Consider the following 15,935-nt stretch of genomic DNA (forward strand, 5'->3'; position numbering starts at 1 on the left):
CAACACTGCAGTCACTTGGTTTACAACAAACTATAGCGCTGTCAATGCGTTAACACCAGCTTTGTCTTACTTTGAATTGATTACCGCAGCTCTGCAGGAATCGCAAAGACGATGTTTTCCTCACGGCCAGGATGCTCTGTCACGGTGCGGCCCCCCCAGCTTTGTAGTTTTGCTACCACTTGCTGCACCAATACCTCCGGGGCAGAAGCGCCAGCAGTAACGGCAACTCGCTCGATGCCATCTAACCAACTTTGCTGAATATCATCGGCCGTATCAATCAGGAAAGCTTTGGCACCCATTTTCTCAGCCAGCTCACGCAGACGGTTGGAGTTGCTGCTGTTTTTTGCCCCAACTACCAGCAAGAGTTCGGCTTTACCTGCCAGCTCCCGTACCGCATCCTGACGGTTTTGCGTGGCGTAGCAGATATCGTCTTTACGCGGCCCTTCAATATCAGGAAAGCGCTGACGCAGCGCCTCAATCACATCAGCGGTGTCATCAACCGATAGCGTGGTCTGGCTGCTAAAGCACAGCTGTTGTGGATTTTTCACCTGCAGCTTTTGCACATCTTCTACCGACTCCACCAGGTAAATACCGCCCTGCGGGTTGTCGTACTGGCCCATGGTGCCTTCCACTTCCGGGTGGCCAGCATGGCCAATCAGAATGCACTCAATGCCTTTACGACTGGCCCGGGTGACTTCCATATGCACCTTGGTAACCAGTGGACAGGTAGCATCAAACACTTTCAGGCCCCGATCTTTGGCTTGTTGACGCACTACTTGCGACACACCGTGAGCACTGAAAATCACAATCTGGCCATCCGGCACTTCATGCAATTCATCGACAAAGACGGCACCACGCCGGCGCAGGCCATCCACCACAAACTTGTTGTGCACCACTTCATGGCGGACGTAAATTGGATGATCATACAATTCCAGTGCCCGCTCGACGATGCTGATGGCACGATCGACCCCGGCACAAAAGCCTCGTGGGTTGGCCAGTAAAATATCCATCACTGCACCTCCAGAATTTCCAGCTGAAAAGTCAGTGTCTGACCAGCCAGCGGATGATTAAAATCGACGGTCACCGACTGACCGGCGACCTCGCGGACCAGGCCCGGCAGCTCGGATCCATCCGGCATGGTAAAACCAATGATCATGCCGACTTCGGCCGGGCTGTCGCTACTAAATTTGCTGCGATCCAGGTAGTAAATATTATCCGGATTCGGTTGGCCATAGGCATCTTCCGGCGCCAGTGTGAACGTAAGCTTGTCACTGGCATGTTTCCCCAGTAATTGGGCTTCAAAAGCTGGAGAGACACTGCCATCACCCATCCGGATACGGGCCGGTTTGTTGTGCACCCGGGTACTTTCTGCAGCACTGCCATCGGACAACTTGATATCAACATGAAAAATCACCGTACTGTCCGTACGAATACCCTGATTACCGGGATTTGGCGTGGTCATGGCCCTGCTCCTGATTGCTGAAACTGTCCCATATCAATAAACCAGCGCCAATCACGATGGCCGAGTCGGCAATGTTAAAGGCTGGGTAATGCCAGTTCTGATAGTACAGATGAAAAAAGTCGATCACATAGCCATGCCATAGGCGGTCGATCAGATTGCCAATCGCACCGCCTATAATCAGGTTCAGGCCAAGGGTGAGTTTGCTGGCTTTGGCAGTCAGCCGGGAGAGCCAAACACTAAGCACTGCAATAATGACCACGGCAACCACGGTGAAAAACCAGCGTTGCCAACCACCGGCATCGCTTAAAAACGAAAAAGCTGCGCCCGGATTCCGAACATAGGTCAGATTAAAAAACGGCAACAGCTGAATCGAATCGTACAAAGCCATGCTGTGATGCACCCACTGCTTGGTCACTTGATCCAACACCAGTACCAAGAGTGCCAGCCACCAGAAAGCCCAGCCGGTTTGCTGAAACAACCGCATCAGGCAAACTCCCTTTGTTCTCCGGCACCGCTGACGTTATCGACACAGCGCAGACAGATGGTCGGATGCGCCGCATCAGCGCCGACATCATGGCGATAGTGCCAACAACGCTCGCATTTGACCGCACTGCTAGCCTGCACCAGCACCTTCAGACCGACGATTTCTGTTTCAACCGCCTCAGCTGGTGCCGCATCGCTGCTGACCGTCGCCGTACTGGTGATCAGTACAAAACGCAGTTCATCCTGCAGCTGCTGCAATTGTGCCGCCAATTCAGTGGTGGTGTACAAGGTCACCTCGGCTTGCAAAGAAGCACCGATCAGTTCCTGCTTACGGGCTTTTTCCAGCACCCGGTTGACTTCATCACGTACTTGCAGCAGTTGCTGCCAGAAGGCATTGTCAAAACGACCGGCCGGCACCTGCGCAAGCCCGGAGTACCAGACATCCATAAACACATAAGGCTGAGGCTGAGCAGGAAGTTGCTGCCAGATCTCCTGCGCCGTGAAGCTCATAATAGGCGCCATCCAGCGCACCAGTGCCTGCACAATATGGTACATCGCCGTTTGGCAGGAACGTCTGGCTTGACTACTCGCTTTGGCAGTGTACTGTCGGTCTTTGATCACATCCAGATAGAAACTGCCCAGCTCGATGGTACAGAAGTTCATTAGTTTCTGGCTGACCTGATGGAACTGGTACTGATCATAGGCCTCGATGATTTCCGTTTGCAGCTGCGCCGCCCGGTTGACCATCCAGAGATCCAGCTCGACCAGCTCGTTAAACGGCAGCTGGTCGGTTGCAGGATCAAACCCATTCAGGTTGGCCAGTAAGAAGCGGGCGGTATTGCGGATACGGCGGTATTTATCGGCCGCGCGATTTAAAATCTCATCCGACACCGTCATTTCCGAGGTGTAATCAGCAGTGGCCACCCAAAGCCGAAGGATATCCGCCCCCAGCTTGTTCATCACCTGCTGTGGTGACACCACATTGCCAAGCGACTTGGACATTTTGCGGCCCTGGCCGTCGACGGTAAAACCATGGGTCAGCACTTGTTTGTATGGCGCATGATTTTTAATGCCCACACCGGTCATCAGTGAGGACATAAACCAGCCACGGTGTTGATCGGAGCCTTCCAGGTACAAGTCAGCTTGGGTCGCGCCCTGAAACTCGGATCTGGCAGCAACCACACAAGCATGGGTCACGCCCGAGTCGAACCAGACATCCAATGTATCTTTCACTTTGACATAATGGCTGGCATCTTCCGCGCTTAGCAATTCTTCCGGCTGTAAATCAAACCAGGCCTGAATGCCATGCTGCTCAACTTTTTGCGCCACCTGCTCCATCAGCCCGGTGGTATTGGGATGCAAGGCACCTGTGTCTTTATCAACAAAAAGTGCGATCGGCACACCCCAGGTGCGCTGGCGGGAAATACACCAGTCTGGCCGGCCAGCGACCATTTTCTCAATCCGGCTTTGCCCCCAGTCCGGTACCCAGCGGGTGTTGGCAATTTCCTGCAACGAAGTAGTCCGTAAACCTTGTTGCTCCATGCTAATAAACCACTGCGGGGTAGCACGGAAAATAATCGGGGTTTTGTGACGCCAGCAATGCGGGTAGCTGTGCTGATAGGCTTTGTGCACCAACAAGGCCCGGCGCTCTTTGAGTGCTTCCACCACTGATTCGTTGGCTTTAAACACATGCTGGCCGGCAAATAAGGGCGTATCCGGTAAATAGACACCATTGGCGCCGACCGGATTGGCGACTTCAAGGCCATACTTTTGCCCGACCACGAAATCTTCCTGGCCATGGCCAGGTGCGGTATGAACGCAACCGGTGCCAGAGTCGGTAGTAACGTGCTCGCCCAAAATCACCGGTACTTCGAAGTCATACAATGGATGCTTTAGTGCCACCAGCTCCAACTGCTTGCCTTTGCAAAAACCAAGCGCATGGTAATGCTCAATCCCTGCCCGCGCCATCACATCCGTCACCAGATCGGTAGCAACAATCAGGCGCTCCGGCCCATGTTCGCCCTGCTCCACCTGAATCAGGCTATAATCCAAATCAGCATGCACAGCAACAGCGCGGTTGGCAGGAATGGTCCAGGGCGTAGTAGTCCAAATCACCACAGAAACCGGACCCTGGCCCCGATGATTCTCTGGATGATCAAAACGATCCACCGCGACTTCGTCCACCAACTTAAAGCGCACATCAATAGCCGGCGAGGTTTTATCCTGATACTCAACTTCGGCTTCAGCCAATGCCGAACCACAATCGGTACACCAGTGCACCGGCTTAAAACCCTGCTGCAAGTGGCCATTCTCAATAATTTTGCTTAGCGAGCGAATAATATTGGCTTCAAAATCATAATCCATAGTGCGGTAGGGGTTGTCCCAGTCGCCAAGCACACCCAGCCGGACAAAGTCGACTTTTTGTGCTTCGATTTGCGAGGCGGCGTACTCACGGCATTTATCCCGAAACTCGGCATCGCTGAGTTTCACACCCGGCTTGCCATATTTCTTTTCCACCACCAACTCAATGGGCAGACCATGGCAATCCCAGCCGGGGATATAGGGCGCATCAAAGTCCGACAAGGTTTTGGCTTTGACGATCATGTCTTTTAAGATTTTGTTGACCGCATGACCGATATGGATGCTGCCGTTGGCATAAGGGGGACCATCGTGCAAAATAAATTGTGGCTTGCCCTGTTTGGCGGCACGAATTTGCTGGTAAAGCCCATCTTGTTGCCACTCGGCCAGCATCGCTGGCTCACGCTGCGCCAAATTCCCACGCATAGCAAACTCGGTTTCCGGCAGGTTCAGGGTATGCTTGTAGTCACTCATCCGTTATTCGTCCGTCATCGTTATTGATTGGCTTCAACCTGTTCAGAGGCTGACGACTGAAAATAGGCGCGGGCCGCCTCGGCGTCCCGCTGAATTTGTTGCTGCAGTGCTTCGATGGTGGCAAAGCTCTGCTCGTTACGCAGCTTCTGCCGTAACAACACTTCAATTTGGCTACCGTACAAATCACCTTTAAAATCAAACAAGTGCGCTTCCAGTTGTTCGGTCTTACCCGACACCGTTGGCCGTGAACCGATATTGGCCACGCCTTGATAACACCCCAAATCGGTAATAGCCTCTATCGCATAGACACCATGCACCGGCAGTTTTTTGCGGTACAGCCAGACATTGGCGGTAGGAAAACCCAGTTGCCGCCCAAGCTGCCGGCCATGTCGTACCTTACCGGTTAATGAAAACGGCCTGCCCAACATGGCCTCTGCCAATACTAAATCGTCTGCGGCCAACGCCTGACGAATGGCCGTGCTGCTAATGCGCTGTGTCTGTTGTTTCAGACTGGCCGTTGGGGTCAGACCAAACTGAAAACGTGCCGCCTCCTGTTGCAACAAAGCATAATTACCGGCACGGTTCTTGCCAAAGCAAAAATCATCACCGACGATCAAGTGCTGCACGCCCAATTGCTGCAGCAGGAGCTGCTCAACAAAGTAATCCGGTGCCAGATCAGCAAACCGTCGATTAAAATTGACGCACAACAAACGATCAATACCCAGCCTGGCCAGGCCAAGGTATTTTTCCCGTAACCGGCTTAACCTTGCAGGCGCTTTGTCGGGGGCAAACAGCTCCAGCGGCTGAGGCTCAAACACCATCACGCAGGATGGAAGTTGACGCTGCTTCGCCACCTCGATCAGTTTAGCAAGCACTGCCTGGTGCCCCAGGTGCACACCATCAAAATTGCCAATGGTCAGCACGCAGCCTCGATGCTCCGCTTTGATGTTGTGTAAACCGCGAATAAACTCCATGCCTGCCTTAACCGCTCTAACCCGCACCCAGGTGCAACAAGCAGGCGATTATACCTGCTAATGCATGGTTTTTCATCCTGAATGACGCTGCCGGCGGATATGGCTTGGTCGCCCTCCGAACAAAGCCAGTAATGCAAAGTAACTTGTGGCGCCAAGCGTACAGGTCAGCAACAATTGCTGCAGCTGCCAGCCGGTACTTTGCTGATACCAATAAGCCATCTCTGGCAACCACCACCACAACAGAGCTGCCATGCCACAACTTGCAGCCACAACTCTTCCCAAAAACCACAGACTGAAACTTGAAATCTGATAAACCCCAATGGCTTTCAGGCCCCGGTAGAGTAAGAAAGCGTTCAGGCTGGCCGACAGCGCTGTGGCCAATGCCAATCCGACATAACTCAGAAAGGGAGCCAACAACAGGTTCAGCCCCATGTTAGCGACCATGGCAATGATACCAATGCGTACCGGTGTTTTCATATCCTGACGGGCGTAGTAAGCCGGTGCCAAGATTTTAATCAGCATAAAACTGAATAAACCGCAGGCATAGGCAAACAGGCTGTAGGATACTTTATCCACATCCAAAGCCGTGAACTCGCCACGCATAAATAGCACCGCGATAATAGGCTTACCAAGCACCATCAAAGCCGCCATTGCTGGCAGGCCAAACAAGGCAATAAAGCGCAGCGCCCAATCCAGAGTGGCGCGAAACTCATGCATACTGGCATTGGCATGCATGCGCGATAAGGTCGGCAGAATCACGGTTGCAATAGCAATACCGAACAAGCCAAGCGGAAATTCCAGCAAACGATCCGAGTAATACAACCAACTGACCGCACCAGTCAATAAAAAGGAAGCGATCACCGTATCCAGCAACAGATTGATTTGGCTGACCGAGACACCGAAGATGGCAGGCAGCATCAGAGTCCGAATTTTCACCACCCCGGGATCACGCCAGCCCCAACGCGGCCTTACTAAAACCCCAGCTCTGGCCAAAAACGGCAACTGGAACAATAGTTGAATCAAACCACCGAAGAACACCCCCCATGCCAGCGCTAGCGCAGGTTCATGGAACCAGTCTGCGGTGTATACCGCTGCAACGATGATGGCAATATTCAAAAAAACGGGGGTAAAAGCGGCGACAGCAAATTTGTTGTAGGTATTGAGCACCGCACCGGAAAGTGCCACCAAGCTGACAAAGAACAGATACGGGAAGGTAATTTTCAGCATCAGGCTGGCCAGCTCAAAACGCTCTGCATCCGGGCCGCCTTGCAACCACTCGATAAACCAGCCCATGCCAAACAACATGGCCACTAATGGCGATGCCAGCACACCAAATAAGGTGACCAAAATGACGATCACCCCCAAAGTGCCAGCCACCTTAGCTACCAGTTCACGCACAGCATCGTCACCATGCTGCGCTTTTACCTCGCTAAGCACTGGGACAAAGGCCTGGGCAAAAGCACCTTCGGCAAATAAACGACGCAAGAAGTTAGGAATACGATTGGCAAAGAAAAAGGCATCAGCGGCAGCCCCTGCGCCGACAAAAGCAGCAATCACCACATCGCGCAGTAAGCCTAAAACCCTTGAAATCAGCGTCATGCTACTAACAATAATGCCTGACTTTAATAACTTTTCAGCCACCGGCCATCCTCTGTTTCAGTGGTTTATCATCGCTACTGGCTATTTTCACCTGTAGCGGCACGCAAATACCAGTACTAAATTCGGCAACTGGTTTAAATGAGATGCAAGAAGCCGGCACAAGCCCTGATAAACCATTTGACAAGCGCTGGTAAAGTAGGCATATTATGCGGCCTTTAAAGAGTCCGGTTTATCTAGTTTTAGGAGTGTTACCTTGGCTAACATCAAGTCTGCTAAGAAGCGCGCAATTCAATCTGAAAAACGCCGTAAGCATAATGCCAGCCAGCGTTCAATGATGCGTACTTTTATCAAAAAAACCTATGCAGCTGTGCTGGTGAGTGATGCCACTGCTGCTCAGGATGCGTTTAAGAAAATGGTGCCAGTTTTGGATCGTATGGCAGACAAAGGTCTGATCCATAAGAACAAAGCCGCTCGCCATAAGTCGCGCCTGAATGCCCACATCAAAGGGCTGTCTGCTGCTTAATTGCAGTAGATACAAGAAACCGGCTATTTAAGCCGGTTTTTTTGTGTCTGTGAACCGGTAGGCCGGTTCACAGCATGTTGCGCTGACGCCCTTCAGGCGCAATACAGATCGTGCAGAACTTTCATCACCGCTTTCACCTCATCGCTTTCAATGCGATAAAACACGGTTTGCGCTTCTTTACGGGTTTTTACCAGTTGATTGCGACGAAGCAACGCGAGGTGCTGTGATAAGGCGGACTGACTGAGTTCCAACCTATCATTCATCTCACCGACAGACATTTCCCCCTCCAGCAAATAACACAAGATGAGCATACGACGCTCGTTGGAGATGGCTTTCAGTAACTTGGCAGCCTTGGCGGAGTTTTTTCGCATTTCTTGTAAGTTCATATTCTTTTACACCTAAATGTCTAGACGGCTTATTATCACCTGACGACAGAAAATTCACAAGTAATTCGCTTGTCACTTTACAAAAAGCTGCATGATATGCACTTTAATTGCGATAAATGTAAAATTAATTCAGATAAGGTTGAACCAAATAGCTGATACGTTTCACGGAGAATGGTTTTACCACAAAGGCATTAGCACCTGCAGCAATGCTATCGCGTAAGTTTTCAACACTTGAAAATGCCGACACCATCACAATATGACTGGATTTGTTGATGGATTTAAACTGGCGTAACAATTCTTTACCATTAATATCAGGTAGTTGGATATCCAAAAATACCAGCTGCGGCTGCAGACGATGGTAAAGCGATGCGGCTTCGGTACCATCAGCGGCTTCGAGAATATCCGGAACCCCTAAGCTTACTAAGATCTGTTTGAGATAACTGCGCACAGCAGCCACATCATCTACAATCAAGACGCGTAGTGTCGATTTGGTCATCCATTACCCTTTCTTGTTCAATCAGGCTTACCGCCTGTGCGTTGTATCCGCTCCAATGGCAATGGTATCAAAAGTAGACACAACCTACAACCAAGCCATGTGCAGACCAAGGAACATTCATTAGTTTTATTAATCTAAATTAAGCAAAATTACTCAGTTGAGTAAAACCTGACTTGCTCAGATAATGCGCGCATTCGGTGCAGCTTTTCAGGAGGAACTAATGGAAGCTATGGTGTACGATGTGATTAGCTGGATTGGTCTGGCTATCTGTATTGGTGCTTTCTTTATCAAAGATGTGTTCTGGCTTCGGCTGGCGACTCTGGTTGGCTGTGCATTGATGTTTTTTTATTACCTGTTTATTGCCATCCCTCAAGGCGTGATTTCCAATTTACTGGTATTGCTGATCAATGCGTATTACCTGGGTTTATTTGCCTGGCAACGCCACAAAACCAACCAATTGATGGCTGCCGAACCTGATGTTGAAACCACAGCGACAGCTGAACCAGTGCAAGTTACCACCACTCGTGTCAATCCGGATGCCGTAACTGCGGCATGACGTCTGTGAACAGACAGCGTATACTACCCTCATCACGAACTGAATAATCGGGTTGAGCTGTGTCGACGGATGAGTTGGATGACTTCCTGAAAGAAATGGCCGGTGTACGGCCTTTGCAGCATGATGAAATTGTCCCGGAAACGGGTGAATTTCAGCCTTCACTGGCTCAATTGGCCAGGCGCGAAGCCGCTGAACAAGAGATGGAGTTTGATCCCAATTACCTGAGCATGGAATACGTGGATCTTATCAAGCCAGACGATCTGATTGCCTACAAAAAAGATGGCGTACAAGAAGGTGTCTACCGCAACCTGCGTCTTGGTAAATACCAATTGGATGCAACACTGAACTTGCTTGGTAAAAACCTACAGCTAGCTCGCAAGCAATTATTCGACTTCATTCAGGATTGCCATCAACGCGGTATTCGTACTTTATTAATCCATCACGGCATGGGCCGTCACAGCAAACCGCATCCAGCTATTTTGAAAAGTTATTGCGCCAAGTGGCTCAGTCAGATCCCAGAAGTACTCGCTTGCCATACCGCCCAACGCCATCATGGTGGTTACGCGGCTAGTTATGTGCTGCTACAAAAGAACCAACAGCAAAAGCGCGATAACAGAGAGCGCCACAGCAAACGAATTTAACGATAAGAATCAAAAGGAAAACCCCGATAAATCGGGGTTTTTTGATCATCCTTAACCATCCATTCCTGGCTTCAACAAAGGAAGCAGCAGGCTTCAGCTTTCGTCAAAAATGCTGATAGTGCCATCAGACAAACAACAATGACAATTGCGGTAAAGCCAAAACCACGACTGGACGCTTTACTCATAAAGATTACCTCAGCGCTTAATTTTTTATTGTTGTGAGCAAGTTAGCTTAACTTTTTAAGCTGTCGCTTAGTGTAGACAACTTGTAGTTTATTTACAACAGGTGTATTTTTATACAGTTATTTAACGCTCAATATTCTTTGCTTAAATCAACCGGGTGTAACAAAGGCTGGCCACGCTGACTACGTTGATAATTTTCAGCAATTTGACGGGCTGCAGTGTCTATATTAGTGACAGCAGAAATATGGGGTGTGACTGTTACTTTATGATGAGACCAGAAAGGATGCGCCGCCGGCAAGGGTTCCTGGCTAAAGACATCCAGACAGGCAGCTTCCAGCTGTCCACTATCAAGTGCAATCAACAAGGCTCGCTCATCGACAATGGCACCGCGGGCGACATTGATCAAAATGGCACCCGTTTTGAACATGGCCAAATGATGCTCATTCAGTAAAGCTTCCGTCGCCGAAGTTAGTGGCAATAAGCACATCACCAAGTCCGCATCGGTCACTGCCGCCGCGAAGCTATCCATCCCGGCAAAACACTGCACACCAGGCAATTGCTTTAAGGTTCTGGCCCAACCGGTTACGGTAAAGCCTTCCGCAACAAAATGAGCTGCAACAGCCTGACCCAACTCACCCAAACCAAGCACCGCAATGGTAATGAGCTTACGGGGGCCTTTAGGTCGCCACTGCGCTAGTTGCTGCTGACGCGCGAATTGATCCAACCGTAACTGATACATCCGAACCACCGTATCCAGATAACGGACCATTGCTGTCGCCAGCATAGGATCCACAATGCGGCTGATGGGCAAAGATGGTAATTGCGGATCACGTAAAATTGAGTCCACCCCGGCCCCATAACTTTGAATCGCTTTTAGCGCTGGAAAATGTTGCAGGCTTCCTGCAGGCTGCTTCCACACCACGACGAACTCGACCTGCTCTGACTGCTGAATGTCCGGCCATTGCTCTATAACAACCTCAGGCAAGTGGAGCTGCAAAGCCGCAACCAAGCGGCTGAGATCCCTATCTGGGATCACCAGGGCAATTGAAGACATAAAACACTCACTGTCATAAAAGTTTCAGGGCATTGTCACCCCACTGACGCAATGCATCGGCAAGCTGACCATATCGTTAAGATACCATGGTGCCAACCAATGCTGAACTGCCGAACCTTGTTTTTATCCGATATCCATTTGGGTTGTAAAAACTGTCAGGCCGGCTACCTGCTGAATTTCCTGCAACATTGTCAGGTCGACAAGATTTATCTGCTGGGTGATATCGTCGACTTATGGGCCATGCAGCGCCAGGTATTCTGGAGAGTTCAGCAAAATCAGGTGGTACGGCAACTGCTGAACATGGCAGAACAAGGCACGGAAATTATTTATGTACCGGGCAACCATGACGAAGCCTTTCGACTGTATGCCGGTAAAAATTTTGGAGCCATCCAGGTGCAGTTACGCAGCCAGCATATAACCCTCACAGGCCAGCGTTTGTTATTGCTGCATGGCGATGAGTTTGATAAGCATGTGCAGCTGGCACACTGGCATCGCCGGCTGGGTGATCATTTGTACGATGTATTGCTGTTCCTCAACCGCTGGAATCAACGCTTTCGCCGCACGTTAGGCCAGCCTTACTTCAGCTTATCGGCTTACATTAAAAGCATGGTGCCTGGCGCTCGTCAGGCCATAGCACGCTACCGGGATGCAGCAGTTCAGCGTGCCAAGCGCGGCGGTTACGATGGCATTGTTTGTGGCCATATTCATCACCCTGAAATTACCCTGCAAGATGGAATTCTCTACTGCAACGATGGTGACTGGATTGACAGCTGCACCGCCCTGGTCGAGACCAGGGATGGCAGCCTGGCGCTTTATCATTGTGCCGAGACTTGCCAGCAGCTCTCAGTCTGGCCAGAGCCCACCCAGGTGAACGTCACTGCCTTGACCAAAGTCGCCTGAGCAGGTCACAGAACAGTCATATAATCGTCATCAAACTGCCATACCTCTGCGCTAGGCTGAAATAGCCAAACCAGTTCGGAGCAGTACCATGTTTAATGTCGAGCAAATGCTGCAGCAACAAGCACCACAGCTAGATCACAAGCCTCGGCTAAAAAAGCTCACCACCTGGTTGTTACGCCAGTTGCTGCATGAGAAAGATTTCATGCATTTTGCCGAAAGTTACCCGCATTTACAGGGCCTGGATTTTGTCGAGCAAGTGCTGGACTACTTCCAATTCCAAACCACAGTACGTGAACAGGAACTGGAGCGTATCCCAAGCGATGGTCGGGTGGTGATTATCGCCAATCATCCGATTGGTTCACTGGATGGGCTAGCCTTGATCAAGCTGATTAGCGAAATCCGACCCGATGTAAAAATTGTCGCCAACCAGATGCTGATGACTTTGCCGCCTTTGCATGCCCTGTTATTTCCAGTCGATGCCATGCAAAGCAAAACACGACGCGAGCTGTTGGATAACATCGCCCACCATTTACAGCAGGACGGGGCGCTGATAATTTTTCCTGCCGGTGAAGTATCCCGACTAAAACCAAACGGCATTCGTGATGGCCGCTGGCACCATGGCTTTCTTCGCTTTGCCACCCAGGCTAAGGCACCGGTGCTGCCCATCCATCTACAAGGGCGCAACTCCTGGCAGTTCTATCTGGCTTCCATGCTTTACAAACCGCTGGCTACCCTGCTGCTAGTCCGTGAAATGTTCCGCCAGCGACAAAAGCAGCTACAAATTCGCATCGGTGAGTTGATTCCCTTTGAAAGTTTTTCCAGCCTGGCGCTGGAGCCTCAGGCCAGAGCTAAGCTGTTTAAAAAGCATCTGTATCGTATTGGCACCGATAAAGCTCCTCTGTTTCATACTCAAAGCGGTATTGCCCTGCCTGAAGATCGCAAAGTGCTGAAGAAAGCTGTCGAAGCCTGCCACTTATTGGGTGAAACCGCCGATCAGAAGCAAATCTATCTGTATCAGCACCAAGGCAGCTCGCCCGTACTGCGTGAAATTGGTCGTTTACGTGAAGTGGCTTTTAGAGCGGTTGGTGAGGGCAGCGGTAAACGCCGTGATATCGATCCTTTTGATAGCTGGTACCAACACTTGATTCTATGGGATCCCAAAGAATTGGATATCGTTGGCAGTTATCGTTTTGCCGATACAGCGGCCGTTATGGCACAGCATGGACAAGCGGGCTTGTACTGCGATGCTCTCTTTCATTTATCCAGTGGCATGAAGCCCTATCTGAACGCTGGGTTAGAGCTGGGCCGAAGTTTTGTCCAGCCGAAATATTGGGGCAAGCGTAGCCTGGACTATCTGTGGTATGGCATTGGTGCCTACCTGAAACAGCGGCCGGATATCCGTTATCTGTATGGCGCCGTCAGTTTATCCAACAGCTATCCCCAGGCCGCTCGCGATCTGATGGTGTACTTTTACAACCTTTACTTTCAGCATCCGGCATCCCCGGCAGTATCCCGTCATCCCTATGTGTTGCATGAACAACTGTTAGCAGAATTACGCCCGCACTTTAGCGGTAACGACTATGCAGCTGATTTTTGTCAGCTCAAGCATTTGCTGGCGAATATGGGGCTAAGCATACCCACCTTATACAAGCAGTACAGCGAATTGTGTGAGCCTGGTGGCGCTTATTTTTTAAGCTTTGGACTGGACTCGGATTTTTCAGACTGTATGGACGGCCTGGTACTGGTCGATATCACAAAGATTAAAGCTCATAAGAAACAACGCTATATGGGATGAAGGCTGTCAGCTGCCTGGCAGATTGTGCCAATTCAGGTTAAGTTAAGCTTGTACCGTCTATAAATTAGTCAAATGCGTGACTCTTTCACGCTACACGGATCGCTAGCCGCGGTAAGATCCCGTTGGCAATGGCGAGTACAGGAGGACACACCATGTCTGACTTAGCACGTATCTTCAGTTTTTGGCTGCCGTTGGTACTGGGTACCCTACTGCTTAGCCAACCAGCTAAGGCTCAGGATGAGTCTTTCGAACAGGCTCAACTGGATCAGGTGCTGGCGCCGATAGCCTTGTATCCTGACAGTATTCTTAGCCATGTGCTGATTGCCTCAACCTACCCACTTGAAGTCGTTCAGGCCGCGCGCTGGGTCGTCCAAAACTCAGAGCTGGATGCAGAAACAGCCCTGCAGCACGTCGAGCAACAACCTTGGGATCCCAGTGTCAAAGCCTTGGTTGCGTTTCCCGATCTGTTAGAACGCATGAGCGATGATCTGGACTGGCTGGAGCAATTGGGCGAAGCTTTTCTGACCGATGAAACCTGGGTGATGCAAAGCATCCAGCAGCTGCGTGAACGGGCTTATGCCCACGGTGCTTTCGATGAAGTCGAACACATAGTGGTTCAGCGTGAACAGAATGTGATCGTGATCGAGCCACGTCAGCGTGAAGTAGTGTATGTTCCTTACTACAACACCCGTATCGTCTATGGTGACTGGTGGTGGCCACATCATCAACCCTACTACTGGCACTACCCAGGGGCTTATTATACCCACAGTGCTTTTTACTGGGGACCCTATTATCGGGTCACACCGCGCTTTTATTTCAGCAGCTTTCACTGGCACCATCGTCATGTGATTGTGAACCATCACCACTTTTATCACCCGCCACGCTATTACCCGACCCGGGTAGTCCATGTGCATCATGGCAAGCGCTGGCAGCACAATCCGGTGCATCGCCGTGGTGTGGTCTATCGCCGGGAAGCATTAACTCGTCAGTACGACCCACGCCCCAGAAGCTATACCCGGGAAGAACGTGGTCCAGCCCGGGAGTGGCGCCGCCCGCGTGCACAGCCGAGTGGTGATTACAGCACCAGTTTCCGCCAGCACGCTCGGAGCCAGCAAAGAACTGAGCAAGGACAACGTCAGGAGTACGATCGTTCTGACCGAAGCGAACAGCGCTCACGTCACCTGCGGGCTGATGCTGCACCACAGCAGCATGAGTCCAATCTGCAGCATCGCCGGCAACAGCTGCAACAGCGTCAGCAAGCCACCCATGAGCGCTCTGCGGATCTCAATCAACGCCAGCAGCTTATTGAGCGGCAAGAACGCCACTTGTCCACGGACAGTGCAACGGCCAGTCCGGTTCGTGAACAGCGGCAGCGCGCCTCAGAATACCGGGGTACCCGTGAAGTTCAACAAAGCCCCCGGACTACCGAGTACCGTGGTGCGCGTGAGGCGCAGCAAAGCCAAACCGTACCAAGCCATCAAGCTGCCATGCAGCAACGCGCTCAGACCAGAAGTCATGAACAGCAAGCCCCTGTCAGGCCGAATCGCCAGTTAGAACAGCGGGCCATACCACAACCGGAGCCAATCCGCCAAAGCACTCAACCGCAACCACGAGTGCAGCGCCCGGTCGAGACAATACGCAGCCCAAATCCGGTGCAGTCACAACCCAGTGCACCGAACCGGGTACAATCGCAGCCAAGCTCGCCCAACAGGGTTCAAAGCACAGCACCGGCACAACGGCCGCAACGGGTTGAGCGCTCAGCCAACCCAAGGCCGCAAACAAACGAGCGCAGCAGCCGCAGTGGCGAGCGTCGGCAACGGCAGATTGATTGAGGCCCTTCTACAGTGCCAGTACAAACTGGCACTGTAAACTTTCCCGCCACTGAATCGTAAATTTTTTATAATTTCATTTCAGACACTTAGCTTATTATCAGAACTTTATCATTTGACAACGCTGTCATTTGATAAATAGTTAGTACGGACATGCAATACGGAGCAACACAGCCAGCAACAGGGAGCCGTCCGTCAGGCAGACATTCGTTATAGCATGTT

The 15,935-nt window shown here is 51.1% G+C and carries 15 protein-coding genes; 6 read left to right on the forward strand and 9 right to left on the reverse strand.

What is annotated here, in order from left to right:
* Nucleotides 1-80 precede the first annotated feature (80 nt).
* The 6 genes from ispH to murJ form a co-directional block, all read right to left on the reverse strand.
* A complete protein-coding gene (gene ispH, locus BLW37_RS16770) occupies nt 81-1,010 on the reverse strand; it encodes a 4-hydroxy-3-methylbut-2-enyl diphosphate reductase (protein ID WP_091344951.1) in 930 nt (309 codons plus the stop codon).
* Nucleotides 1,010-1,462 (reverse strand): FKBP-type peptidyl-prolyl cis-trans isomerase, encoded by a 453-nt coding sequence (gene fkpB, locus BLW37_RS16775; RefSeq protein ID WP_091344952.1) that lies wholly within the window; start codon nt 1,460-1,462, stop codon nt 1,010-1,012. The genes ispH and fkpB overlap by 1 nt, the downstream gene beginning before the upstream one ends.
* Entirely contained in the window at nt 1,440-1,946 is a 507-nt protein-coding gene (lspA, locus tag BLW37_RS16780; RefSeq protein WP_091344953.1) for a signal peptidase II, read from the reverse strand. Before lspA ends, fkpB begins: the two co-directional genes overlap by 23 nt.
* Complete coding sequence (gene ileS, locus BLW37_RS16785; protein ID WP_091344954.1) at nt 1,946-4,777, reverse strand: isoleucine--tRNA ligase; 2,832 nt, start codon at nt 4,775-4,777, stop codon at nt 1,946-1,948. The genes lspA and ileS overlap by 1 nt, the downstream gene beginning before the upstream one ends.
* 20 nt (nt 4,778-4,797) lie before the next feature.
* Nucleotides 4,798-5,751: a bifunctional riboflavin kinase/FAD synthetase gene (gene ribF / locus BLW37_RS16790; protein WP_091344955.1), complete on the reverse strand. Its 954-nt coding sequence runs from the start codon at nt 5,749-5,751 to the stop codon at nt 4,798-4,800.
* 72 nt (nt 5,752-5,823) lie between these two features.
* Complete coding sequence (murJ, locus tag BLW37_RS16795; RefSeq protein WP_091344956.1) at nt 5,824-7,392, reverse strand: murein biosynthesis integral membrane protein MurJ; 1,569 nt, start codon at nt 7,390-7,392, stop codon at nt 5,824-5,826.
* Between the two features lie 211 nt (nt 7,393-7,603).
* On the opposite strand from murJ, the gene rpsT reads away from it, so the two are divergent.
* The gene (rpsT, locus tag BLW37_RS16800) at nt 7,604-7,873 is read left to right on the forward strand and encodes a 30S ribosomal protein S20 (protein WP_091344958.1); all 270 of its coding nucleotides are present in this window, start codon (nt 7,604-7,606) and stop codon (nt 7,871-7,873) included.
* A gap of 92 nt (nt 7,874-7,965) precedes the next feature.
* On the opposite strand, the gene BLW37_RS16805 is transcribed toward rpsT, so the two are convergent.
* Both BLW37_RS16805 and BLW37_RS16810 read right to left on the reverse strand, forming a co-directional pair.
* The gene (locus tag BLW37_RS16805; RefSeq protein ID WP_091344960.1) at nt 7,966-8,259 is read right to left on the reverse strand and encodes an ArsR/SmtB family transcription factor; all 294 of its coding nucleotides are present in this window, start codon (nt 8,257-8,259) and stop codon (nt 7,966-7,968) included.
* A 124-nt stretch (nt 8,260-8,383) separates the two neighbouring features.
* Nucleotides 8,384-8,755: a response regulator gene (locus BLW37_RS16810; protein WP_091344962.1), complete on the reverse strand. Its 372-nt coding sequence runs from the start codon at nt 8,753-8,755 to the stop codon at nt 8,384-8,386.
* Nucleotides 8,756-8,975: 220 nt separating this feature from the next.
* Here BLW37_RS16810 and BLW37_RS18880 point away from each other — a divergent pair, with 220 nt between their 5' ends.
* The gene (locus BLW37_RS18880; protein WP_245785764.1) at nt 8,976-9,311 is read left to right on the forward strand and encodes a hypothetical protein; all 336 of its coding nucleotides are present in this window, start codon (nt 8,976-8,978) and stop codon (nt 9,309-9,311) included.
* Nucleotides 9,312-9,370: 59 nt separating this feature from the next.
* A complete protein-coding gene (smrA, locus tag BLW37_RS16820) occupies nt 9,371-9,952 on the forward strand; it encodes a DNA endonuclease SmrA (RefSeq protein ID WP_091344965.1) in 582 nt (193 codons plus the stop codon).
* Between the two features lie 313 nt (nt 9,953-10,265).
* Here the strand turns inward: smrA and BLW37_RS16825 are convergent, their stop codons facing one another.
* A complete protein-coding gene (locus BLW37_RS16825) occupies nt 10,266-11,189 on the reverse strand; it encodes a 2-hydroxyacid dehydrogenase (protein WP_091344966.1) in 924 nt (307 codons plus the stop codon).
* A gap of 99 nt (nt 11,190-11,288) precedes the next feature.
* Here BLW37_RS16825 and BLW37_RS16830 point away from each other — a divergent pair, with 99 nt between their 5' ends.
* The 3 genes from BLW37_RS16830 (at nt 11,289) to BLW37_RS16840 (ending at nt 15,716) form a co-directional block, all read left to right on the forward strand.
* Entirely contained in the window at nt 11,289-12,089 is an 801-nt protein-coding gene (locus BLW37_RS16830) for a UDP-2,3-diacylglucosamine diphosphatase (RefSeq protein WP_091344968.1), read from the forward strand.
* An 88-nt stretch (nt 12,090-12,177) separates the two neighbouring features.
* The gene (gene olsF / locus BLW37_RS16835) at nt 12,178-13,884 is read left to right on the forward strand and encodes a bifunctional ornithine lipid synthase OlsF (RefSeq protein WP_091344971.1); all 1,707 of its coding nucleotides are present in this window, start codon (nt 12,178-12,180) and stop codon (nt 13,882-13,884) included.
* A gap of 152 nt (nt 13,885-14,036) precedes the next feature.
* Nucleotides 14,037-15,716, forward strand: coding sequence for a DUF3300 domain-containing protein (locus BLW37_RS16840; protein WP_245785765.1), 1,680 nt, complete (start codon nt 14,037-14,039; stop codon nt 15,714-15,716).
* The last annotated feature ends 219 nt before the right edge of the window (nt 15,717-15,935 follow it).

It is taken from the genome of Alkalimonas amylolytica, assembly GCF_900107845.1.
Taxonomy (GTDB): domain Bacteria; phylum Pseudomonadota; class Gammaproteobacteria; order Enterobacterales; family Alteromonadaceae; genus Alkalimonas; species Alkalimonas amylolytica.